Origin of the sequence: Brachybacterium sp. (assembly GCF_052095815.1) — a bacterium.
Classification (GTDB): Bacteria; Actinomycetota; Actinomycetes; order Actinomycetales; family Dermabacteraceae; genus Brachybacterium.
Genome location: NZ_JBQDLF010000077.1, coordinates 1 through 9,779, shown reverse-complemented (window position 1 = coordinate 9,779; position 9,779 = coordinate 1). Strand labels below are relative to the sequence as shown.

Annotated in this window: 9 protein-coding genes; 3 read left to right on the top strand and 6 right to left on the bottom strand. The window is 74.8% G+C overall.

Going from position 1 to position 9,779, the window contains the following annotated elements:
- The 6 genes from ACTH43_RS17875 to ACTH43_RS17850 all read right to left on the bottom strand — a co-directional run.
- Nucleotides 1-327: transglycosylase family protein (locus ACTH43_RS17875; RefSeq protein WP_441446242.1), on the bottom strand; the 327-nt coding region annotated here is incomplete at its 3' end.
- Between the two features lie 184 nt (nt 328-511).
- Complete coding sequence (locus tag ACTH43_RS17870) at nt 512-1,303, bottom strand: ABC transporter ATP-binding protein (RefSeq protein WP_441446241.1); 792 nt, start codon at nt 1,301-1,303, stop codon at nt 512-514.
- Between the two features lie 4 nt (nt 1,304-1,307).
- Nucleotides 1,308-3,254 (bottom strand): SIP domain-containing protein, encoded by a 1,947-nt coding sequence (locus ACTH43_RS17865; RefSeq protein WP_441446240.1) that lies wholly within the window; start codon nt 3,252-3,254, stop codon nt 1,308-1,310.
- A 74-nt stretch (nt 3,255-3,328) separates the two neighbouring features.
- Nucleotides 3,329-4,402, bottom strand: coding sequence for a FecCD family ABC transporter permease (locus ACTH43_RS17860; protein ID WP_319021460.1), 1,074 nt, complete (start codon nt 4,400-4,402; stop codon nt 3,329-3,331).
- On the bottom strand, nt 4,399-5,478 hold the full coding sequence (locus tag ACTH43_RS17855) for a FecCD family ABC transporter permease (RefSeq protein WP_193115771.1): 1,080 nt from the start codon (nt 5,476-5,478) through the stop codon (nt 4,399-4,401). Before ACTH43_RS17855 ends, ACTH43_RS17860 begins: the two co-directional genes overlap by 4 nt.
- Nucleotides 5,475-6,545: an ABC transporter substrate-binding protein gene (locus ACTH43_RS17850; RefSeq protein WP_441446239.1), complete on the bottom strand. Its 1,071-nt coding sequence runs from the start codon at nt 6,543-6,545 to the stop codon at nt 5,475-5,477. Before ACTH43_RS17850 ends, ACTH43_RS17855 begins: the two co-directional genes overlap by 4 nt.
- Before the next feature lie 284 nt (nt 6,546-6,829).
- On the opposite strand from ACTH43_RS17850, the gene ACTH43_RS17845 reads away from it, so the two are divergent.
- The 3 genes from ACTH43_RS17845 to ACTH43_RS17835 are packed head-to-tail and all read left to right on the top strand — an operon-like array spanning nt 6,830 to nt 9,706.
- Nucleotides 6,830-7,933: a helix-turn-helix domain-containing protein gene (locus ACTH43_RS17845; protein ID WP_441446238.1), complete on the top strand. Its 1,104-nt coding sequence runs from the start codon at nt 6,830-6,832 to the stop codon at nt 7,931-7,933.
- The gene (locus ACTH43_RS17840) at nt 7,930-9,222 is read left to right on the top strand and encodes an alpha/beta hydrolase-fold protein (protein ID WP_193115774.1); all 1,293 of its coding nucleotides are present in this window, start codon (nt 7,930-7,932) and stop codon (nt 9,220-9,222) included. The genes ACTH43_RS17845 and ACTH43_RS17840 overlap by 4 nt, the downstream gene beginning before the upstream one ends.
- Nucleotides 9,223-9,253: 31 nt before the next feature.
- Nucleotides 9,254-9,706, top strand: a complete 453-nt coding sequence (locus ACTH43_RS17835; RefSeq protein ID WP_193115775.1) for a hypothetical protein — start codon at nt 9,254-9,256, stop codon at nt 9,704-9,706.
- Nucleotides 9,707-9,779: the final 73 nt, after the last annotated feature.

Genomic DNA, 9,779 nt, shown 5'->3' with positions numbered 1-9,779 from the left:
GGCGATCTGCTCGGACTTCGTGGCCTGGTTCGCCTGGCTCGCGAACTCGTGGCCGCCGAAGGCCTTCCAGGTGGAAGGGGAGAACTGGAGCCCTCCGTAGTAGCCGTTGCCCGTGCTGATCGACCAGTTGCCGCCGGACTCGCACTGGGCGACCTTGTCCCAGACACCGGTATCGGCGGTGGCGACCCCGGCCCCGGAGATGCCCAGGCCGGCCGCGATCACGGCGCCGCCGGTCGCGGCCGCCATCTTCGGGGCCACGCGGAGGCCGTGGAAGTACACCGCGGAGCCGTCGGCACGATGGGTGGGGACACGGGCGGGTGCAGGCATTCGGGGGCTCCTGAGGACGGCCACGGGGGAAGGGGCGGGGAAGAGTGCGGCCGACGACGGGCGTCGACCCTCCCCCACCGTGCCCGTCCCACCAGCACTTCCGGTCAGTTCGATGCCAAGTCCGAGCCATTGCTTGGTGAAACTTTTACCGAGAATGGCACCTCGGAGAATGACACCCGGGGAATTATCGAGTACAAACCGTCGGGACCACCATGGGGGTGCCGGAGGCGGGATCGGGCACCACGAGGCAGTCCAGCGAGAAGACGTCCCGCAGCAGCGCGGGGGTGACCACGTCCTGCGGTGCCCCGGTGGTCACCACCTCGCCCTCGTGCATCACCACCAGGTCGGTCGCGTAGCGCGCGGCCTGGTTGAGGTCGTGGAGGACCACGACGAGGGTGCGCCCGTGCTCGTGGAAGCCCCGCAGCAGCTCGAGCAGCTCGTACTGGTGGGCGATGTCGAGGAAGGTGGTCGGCTCGTCCAGCAGCATCAGCTCGGTCTCCTGTGCGAGCAGCATCGCCACCCAGACCCGCTGCCGCTGGCCACCGGAGAGCTCGTCCACGAGGCGGTCGGCGAGCTCGACGGTGCGGGTGGCGGCCAGGGCGCGCTCGACGGCGGCGTCGTCCTCGTCAGTCCAGCGGCGCACCAGGCTGCGATGCGGGAACCGACCCCGCGAGACGAGGTCGACGACGGTGATCCCGTCGGGGGCGAGCGCGGTCTGGGGCAGCAGACCCAGCCGGCGGGCGACGTCCCGGGCGCGCAGGCGGTGCAGATCCTTCCCGTCCAGCACGATGCGGCCCGCCGACGGGGTCAGCACCCGCGCGAGCGACCGCAGCAGCGTCGACTTGCCGCAGGCGTTGGGGCCGAGGATCACGGTGAAGGAGCCGGGCCGGATCTGCAGGTCGAGGTCGCGTGAGATCGCCCGCTCGCCGTAACCGAGGGTCACCTGCTCGACGCCGAGCACCGGGCGTTGCCCCACGGGTTCAGGCGAGGACGCGGACATCGAACCCCCATCCCACGCTCGAGGCCGAGACGACCTCGAGACCGGCCCGGCGCACCAGCTCGTCGCGCTCGGCGCGGGTGCGCAGCCCCGCTTCGCCCCGGGCGAACGCGAGCAGATCGTCCTCGCACTCGTGCTCGTCCAGCGCCTCGTCCTCGAGCGCCTCGCCCACCAGCACCACGCGCCCGCCGCCGCAGGCCGCCCTTGCGGCGCGCAGCACCGCGATCGCGGCATCGTCCGGATAGCGGTCCAGCAGGTCCACCAGGAGATGAGCGTCCGCCGGGCTCGGCGACGGGGCGAACAGCCCCTGCTCCTCGACGGTGACGGCGGCGCCGGCGAGCCGTTCGCGCATCGCCTCGGCGTCCGTCGGATCCACCAGCACCGACAGCTCTGCCGCAGGTCGCGCACGGCGCAGGGCAAGGGCGATCTCGTCGGCCCCACGCCCCGAGATCCGCAGCGCGGACCAGTCGGCGAGCGCCTCCGCCTCCGCGAGCGGGCCGGCCAGGAAGACGGCACGGTCGGCCTCCGCCCGCAGCCGGTCCTGCCGCCGCTGGTGCCGGGTCGACGCCTCGACGATGCCGAGCCCCTCCAGCACCTGCTCGACGTCGGCGCCGACTCCGGTGCGCACGGCACGCAGCAGGCCGAGGATCGCGAGCTGCTCGAGCCCGTGGGGGCCGTCCAGCCGCAGGCGGTCCTCGTACCATTCGTCGCTCATCTCGAGCCCGCGGGCGGTGAAGACCCAGCACCAGGTGCCGGATGCCTCCCTGTCACGCCTGTCACGCTGCACGATCCCGATGGCCTCGAGATAGCGCAGCAGATGCGACAGACCGCTCTCGGAGCAGCCGCTGCGTGCGGCGAGCTCGGCGGTGGTCGCCGGGCCGTCGGCGAGGTGGGAGCCGAGGCCGATCGTGGCGGCGATCCGCAGCGCCATCGGGCCCACCAGCTCGGCGGCGTGGAGCAGATCCTCGTCCTCCTGGGGCTCGGCCCCGGGGGCCGACTCCTCCGGACCGGTCGCGGCCGCCGCAGCCGTCGCGACCTTCTCGATGGAGCCGTCGCCCGACGGCTCGGCACCCCCGGGGAGGGCTCCGCCGGTGGCCTCCGCGGGGCCCGAGGAGTCCGTGGCGGCGGGCCGGCGCCAGTACCCGGTGACGTCGAGCTGCTCGGGGTCGAGCTGCTTCTCACGGCGCAGCCAGCGGCGGAGCGGGGCGAGGGTCAGAGCCTCCCCCGCCGCCCAGGCGAACACCGTGCCCGGCCACCAGGGGGCGGCGCGGACGGCGTCGAACAGGAGGCTGGTGGACCCCGCCGGGGCGCCCTCGCGCACCAGCCAGGTGAGCTCCACCCCCTCCGGCACCGTCAGCTCCTGACGGTGCGAGTCCTCCCCCACCTCGACGAACACCTGCGCCCGTGCCCCCTCGGGGAACTCCTCGAGCCAGCGGCCGATCGCCGGCAGCGCGGTCTCGTCGCCCACGATCAGCGACCAGTCCGCCCCGCGGGGATGGGTGCCGGACATCTTCGGGCCGGCGATCTGCACGCTGTCCCCGACCTGCACCGTGCGCGCCCAGGCCGCTGCGGGCCCGTCCCCGTGCAGCACCAGGTCCACGTCCAGCTCCTGAGCGCCCTGGTCCCAGCGCCGAGCGGTGTAGGTGCGGGAGATCAGGTGAGGGTGGCGCGGCCAGTCGAGCACGCCGTCGAGCTGCGCGGGCACCAGGGCGACGGGCTCCTCGGGATGGCGCAGGAACAGCTTGAACTCGTCGTCGAAGCCGTCGGAGCGGAAGGCCTGCACGCGGTGGCCGGAGGGGGCGGTGTGCGCCGCCAGGCCGGGGCCGCCCAGGGTGACGCGGCGCATCGCCGGGGTCACGTCGACGGCGGCGCGCACCACCAGCTCGCGGGTGGTGATGGGGTAGAAGGTCCAGTCTCGCAGGGAGCGCACAGGGGTTCCTCTCGAACGGGGCGGGGTCAGGGATCGGCAGGGGCAGGGCGGGAAGGGAGGCGCAGGGGCGGGGGTCAGGGGCGCCGTCGGCGCCTCTCGCGCAGGATCAGATGGAGCAGGTAGCAGCCGCCGACCACGACGGTCACCAGGCCCACGGGCACCGGCTGGGGCAGGGCGTGCTGGCCCACCAGGTCGGCGGCGCCCAGCAGCACCGCGCCCAGCAGGGCGGTGGGCACGAGCGGGGCATCGCCCTGTCCCGCGAGGCGCCGGACGATCTGGGGCGCCACCAGGGACACGAAGGCGATCGGCCCGCAGGCCGCAGTGACCACGGCGGTCAGCGCCACGCCCGCGACCACGGCGACGGCCCAGACGCGCCGCCTCACCACCCCGTGAGCGAGGGCGACATCGTCGCCCAGCTCGAGCTCCCGCAGGGCCGGGGCGACGGTCGCGACGAGGGCGAGCAGCAGGCCGATGGCGAGCGTGCCCCACCGCAGCATGGTCGTGTCGACGCTCGCGAGGGACCCGGCTCCCCAGATCGCGGCGCCGAGGGCGATCTCGCGCCGCGCGACCAGCAGCAGATAGGAGTTCAGCGCGCCGAGCATGGAGGAGACCGCGATGCCGACGATGATCAGGCGGAAGCCCTGCATCCCGCGGCGGTGGGCGAGCACATAGATCACCAGCGCCGTGGCGATGCCGCCGGTGATCGCCCCGGCCGCGACCTGCAGGTAGCCACCGCCGAGCACGAGCAGCACCAGCAGCGCCCCGGTGTACGAGCCGGTGGAGAAGCCGATGATGTCGGGGCTGGCCAGGGGATTGCGGGTGAGGGACTGGAACACGGCGCCGGAGACGGCGAGCGCGGCGCCGAACACGAGGGCGGCGAGGGCTCGCGGGAGGCGCCAGTCCCGGACGATGACCGTGGTGATCTCGTCGCCCCGCCCGGCGAGCGCAGCGAACACCTGCTGCCCGGAGAGGCGGTAGTCCCCGAGCATCAGGGCGAGCAGGCTCACCACGGCCCCCGTCAGCAGCAGCACGGCGGACAGGCGCAGCGCCCGGCGCTCGAGGCGGAGCCGCACCGGGCCCAGGGCGAGGTGGAGGAAGCGGTCCCGGTGCGCCGAGAGCACGGCCGGGCGGCGGTCGAGGTCGGTCACAGCCCGCTCAGCCTCCTGCGCGCGCGCACCAGCACGATCAGCACCGGGGCGCCGACGAAGGCGGTGACCACCCCGGCGGGCATCTCCGCGGGCGCCACCAGGACACGTCCGAGCACGTCCGCGGCCAGCAGCAGCACGGCACCGCCGAGGGCGCTCAGCGGCAGCAGCCGCACCTGGTCCGGGCCCACGCACCAGCGGATCACGTGCGGCACCATCAGCCCCACGAAGCCGATCGGGCCGCAGATCGCCACCGCGCTCCCGGCCAGCAGGGTGATCGCCGCGATCACCGCGACGCGCACGGCGCGCACGGGCACGCCGTGGGCGATGGCCACCTCGTCCCCGAGCGCGAGGGCGTTCAGCGAGCCGGCGCAGGCCAGGGCCAGCAGCCCTCCGAGGCCGAGATACGGGAGCATCGGCAGCAGGTGGGCGGTGCCGCGGTTCTCGAGGGTGCCCACCGTCCAGGAGCGCATGGCGTCGAAGGTGTCGGGATCGGCGAGGGTCACCATCCCGGTGATGCCGCTGAGCACGGCGCCGAGGGCGAGGCCCGCCAGCACCAGGCGCAGCGGGTCGGGGCCGGAGCGGCCGGTCGCGCCGATGAGGTGCACCGCGACGGTGGTGAGCAGCGCGCCGGCGAAGGCGAACCAGGCATAGCCGCTGATGCCCACCACGCCCGTGAGGGCGATGCCGAGGGTGACGGAGAAGGCGGCGCCCGCGTCGACCCCGAGGATGCCGGTGTCGGCGAGAGGGTTGCGGGTCAGGGCCTGCACGAGCGCCCCCGCGACACCGAGGGCGGCGCCGACGGCGAGGGCGGTCAGGCTGCGCGGCACCCGCATGGACAGCACGATGTAGCGCTCGTCGGGATCCACGACGAGTTCCACCCCCAGCTCAGCGCGCAGCACGTCCAGGACGGCCACCTCCCGCGCCCCGACCGCGATCGAGCAGGCCACAGCCAGCAGCAGCAGGACGACCAGCGCCGCTGCGGTGAGGCCGACGGCCCGCCGACCGCGGCGGCGGGCCGGCCGAGCTGGGGCACCGCGGTGCGGCCGTCCCGGCGCCGCCGTGGTCGCCGTGCTCACCCGAGGACCGGCGCGACGGCCTCGGAGAACTTCGCGACCGTCCAGGGGGTCGAGAGCGCATTGGGGTAGTCGAAGCCCCAGGCGATGGGGAGGGTGCCGTCCTCGTCGGGCTCGATGATCGCGACCCGTCCCTCCTGCACGGCCGGCAGGGACTGGTACAGCTGGTTGGCCTCGAGCCACGCCTGTGCCTCCTCGGGCGTGCCGTGGCCTCCATGCTGGGCGATCACCACGAGATCCGCCTCGATCATGTCCAGGTTCTCGAGGCTGACGTCGCCCTGGGCGGCGGCGAGGGCGTCGGCCTGCGGCTGCGGGGCGAAGCCCCAGGACGTGGCGACCTCCTCGACGACGGAGCCGGTGTAGTTCGAGACGGAGATGCCGGCCTGCTCGCCGCGGTTGAGCACGAAGGAGAGGGTGGTGCCCTGCCATTCGGGGTGGGCGGCAGCGGTGTCCACGGCGAGCTGCTCGGTCTCCTCGACGACGCGCTCGGCGGTCTGCGCGAGGTCGAGGGCGAGGCCGACCCGACGGATCACGTCCCGCCAGTCGTACTCCCAGGACTCCTGGTCCTCGTAGGACTCCATGGTCAGGACCGGGGCGATCTGCGCGAGCCGCTCGAAGTCCTGGTCGAGGCTGCCGTAGGTGGTCGCGACGATGAGATCGGGGGCGGCGGCGAGGAGCTGCTCGAGGGGCAGGCCGGCATCGGCCCAGATGTCGTACTCCTCGACCTCGTGGCCCTCCATCGCCTCGCGCTGCCACGGGGTCCAGATCTCATCGGTGATCACCGGGAAGGCGCCGAGGGCGAGCACGGCCTCGAGGTCCTGGATGCCGGAGACGACCGCGATCCGGGAGGGACGCTCCTCGAGGGTGGTGGTGCCGAAGGGGGAGACCAGCTCGAGCGGGTAGGTGGTGGCGCCCTCACCGGCGGGCACGCGCGAGGCGTCCGGGGCGGCGGCGTCCTCCGCGGCCGCGGCGTCTCCGTCGGCGCCGGTGCCGCAGGCGGCGGCGAGGCCGCCGAGTCCGGCGGCGCCGAGGGCGGTGAGGGCATGACGGCGGGTGAGGTGCAGGGGCACGATGGGTCCTTCGCTCGAGAGGGTGCGCTGGGCGGCGGTCGACGCGCAGCCCCTAGTAAGGTAAGCCTCAGCTACATCGGTGGGACCACACGGAGGAGGCCATCACGTATCCGATCGCGACACCGGACCGCGGCGGCGCAGCGGCGACCACCCTGCCGCGCACCGTGCGCCTCCGCCCGCGCGTGCACGCCGAGGCCGATCTGGTGCTGTGGTGCCGCACCGGGTGCGCGCGCGTCGGAGTGTCCGACGCAGTGCCCGGTGCAGAGGAGGCACGCCCTCTCGCGGTGCCTGCCGACAGCGCCCTGCTGCTCCGCGCGGGGCAGCGGCACACCGTCGAGGTCCCCGCCGGGACGCTCCTGCATCCCGTCTTCCTGCCGCCGCGCGGCGCGCCCGGGACCGGTTCGCCGACAGGGAGCCCGGTGGTCGAGGTGGACCGGGGCCTCGCGGCCGCGCTGCTGGCGCTCTCCGTGGCGGGCACGACGGATCTGCGCCCCGCGGAGTCCCGCCTGCGGGCACTCGGAGAGGCGGTCCGCTCGCGGATGGCCGGCGGGGCCTCGCACCGGATGCGCCCTCCTCCCACCTCGCACATCGAATGGGTCACCAACCGGGACGAGCACGTGCTGGTGATCGCCGCCTTCGGGCCGGCCACCGTGATGGTCCGCGATGTGGCCGGGGGCTGCGCCGCGGTGGACCTGGCCGAGCACATGGCGCTCGCGGTGCCGCCGGGGGTGCCGCACCGGATCCTCACCCGGGAGGCGGGTGTCGCTCTGCCCGTGTTCCATCACGGGACCGGGCTCTCCCTCGACGGGGCGGAGGGGCGCATCGAGCTCATGTACCTGCCGGCGCGGACGCGGCTGCGCGCGGAGCATCATGCGGTCGCCGGCTCTTCGGCGCTGCGACCTCCGGGCTTCGACGAGACCGCGCTGCCGCGAGCGCTGGCCGGCCTCGTGCAGCGCACCGGCGTGCTGCGCCTCGACGGCGGCGCCCCGGCACCGGTGGACCTGCTGCGCGAGCGGGTGATCCGGGACCCGGCCGGGAGCTGGTCGCCGGCGACCTGGGAGCGTCTGGAGGGCGGCGCGACCGCGCCCTGCCCCCACCGTCGCACGCTCGAGCGCGCCGTCCGGGAGGCGACCGGCACCGGGTTCGTGAGCTGGCGGAACCAGGTGCGGGCGGAGCAGGCGGAGGATCTGCTCGCCGCCGGGATGCCGGTGAAGACGGTGGCCCGACGCATGGGCTTCGCCCACGCCAGCGGCTTCTCCCGCGCCTTCCGCCAGGTCACGGGTGCCGCCCCGGAATCGGTGACCCGCAGGACCGTCCCCGGGGATCTCGCACCGCCCCTCCCCCCTCCCGTCCCGCCCTGGCGGGCCCAGACCAGGAGCCGCCCATGACCCCCGCGACCGAGGACCAGCTGTTCCCCGCCGAGCTGTGGGAGCCGCTGCCCCGTCCTCCCGGACGCGAGGAGCCGACGCCGATCCGTCGGCGCGACGACACCGCGCACGGCAGCGCGCACGGCAGCGCGCACGACGCCGCTGACGGGGCGGGTCCGCACCTGCTCCGGCGCGAGGGCGAGGGCGCCCTGGTGCGCATCCGCCACACCGCAGAGGCGGCGAGCGCGGTGGCGCTGCAGGCGAGCGGCTGGTGGCACCCTTCCCCGGCGGATGCCTGCGAGCTGCGGCCGCAGGGGAACGGCCGCTGGGAGGGCGTGTTCGAGGTCCCCGCGGACTGGCGTGCGAGCTATGGGTTCGCAGTGCACCGCGGGCCCGGCGAGCCGCCGTGGCGCAGCGCCGGCATGAAGGCACCCGGCGTGGAGGTGGTGCCCGACCCGGGGAACCCGCGCCGGCACCGGGCCGGACGCGGCGGGGCGGCGCGCTCGGTCATCGCGCTCCCCGACGACGCACCCTTCGCGCCGAGCGCCGCGGAGACGGAGGGTCCCGGCCCCCGGGTGCTCCCGCTCGCCTCCCCGAGCGACGGGCCGCGCACCCGGTGGTGGGCCTCGCGCCCGGGGGACGCGGGCTGCGAGGGCCTCGACCCCGAAGCTCCGCTGCCCCTGCTCATCCTCACCGACGGCGCGCAGCACGTGGAGCATCTGGACACGCCGACGCTGCTCGCCCGAGGCGTCGCCGCCGGGGTGCTGCCGCCGCTGGCTGCGGTGTTCGTGGACTCCGGACCACAGCGCGGCGAGGTGCTCGGGGTACCCGGCGGGCATGCCCGGTGGATCGCGGAGCAGCTGGTGCCCTCCCTGCGTGCGTACGGTCTCGGCACGGGCCGGGGACGCGCGCGCGTGCTCGTCACCGCCGATCCCGCACGCACGATCGTCACCGGCTCCAGCTTCGGCGGCCTCACCGCACTCTTCGCCGTGGCCCGCGCCCCGCAGCTGATCGGGGCGGTGATCGCGCAGTCGGTCTCGCTGTGGCGCTATCCCGCGGGCGCCCTGACCGCGCCGCTGCTGCGCGCAGCCGCGCGCAGCACGTCGGGACCGCTGCGGCTGCGGCTCCAGGTGGGCCGGTACGAGGGGGACATGCCCGCCCGCTCCCGAGCGCTGCACGAGGGACTCGTCACCGGCGCCGCGCAGCACGGCACCGCCCTGGACGTCACCCTGGACGCACACAGCGGCGGCCATGACTGGGCCTGGTGGCAGCCGACGATGCTCCATGAGGTCGCCGCGCTGCTGCGCTGAGCACGCCGGGCCTTCCCGATATCCTCGACACGTGCCGCCCCCCGTCCGCCTCGCCCCCGCCGCCATGGCCTGGCGGCTGCTGGCGGTGCTGCTGTGCGTGGGGGTGCTGACGGTGGGCGGGCTGACCCGCTCGAACGATCTGTTCCCCTTCGGGGTCCTGGACCAGTTCTCCTCCGGCACCGACCCCGACGGAGAGGTGGTCAACACCTGCCTGCAGGGCATCCGCGGCGACGGAGAGCCCTTCGACATCCGCTTCGGACCGCGGAGCGTGGGCATCGAGCGGGCCGACGTGGAGAACAATCTCCCGGCGATCGAGTCCGACCCGCAGCTGCTGGCCCCGCTGGCCGCCGAGTACGACCGGCGTCACCCCGAGCAGGAGCCGCTGGATGCGCTGGTGCTGTGCCAGCGGATCACGTCCCTGCAGGGCGGCACCGCCCATGGCGAGGAGGAGCTCGTCGAGGTGGTCCGTTGGAAGGCCCCATGAGCACCACCTCTGCTGCGGCCTCCCGACCCTCGGGGGGCACCCGGCCCCGGTTGCGGTCGATCCTGTTCCCGGC

What these genes read in the sequence shown, in the direction of transcription:
- ACTH43_RS17840 (WP_193115774.1), top strand. Translation starts at nt 7,930, where the DNA reads ATGACCCCCGCGACCGAGGACCAGCTGTTCCCCGCCGAGCTGTGGGAG.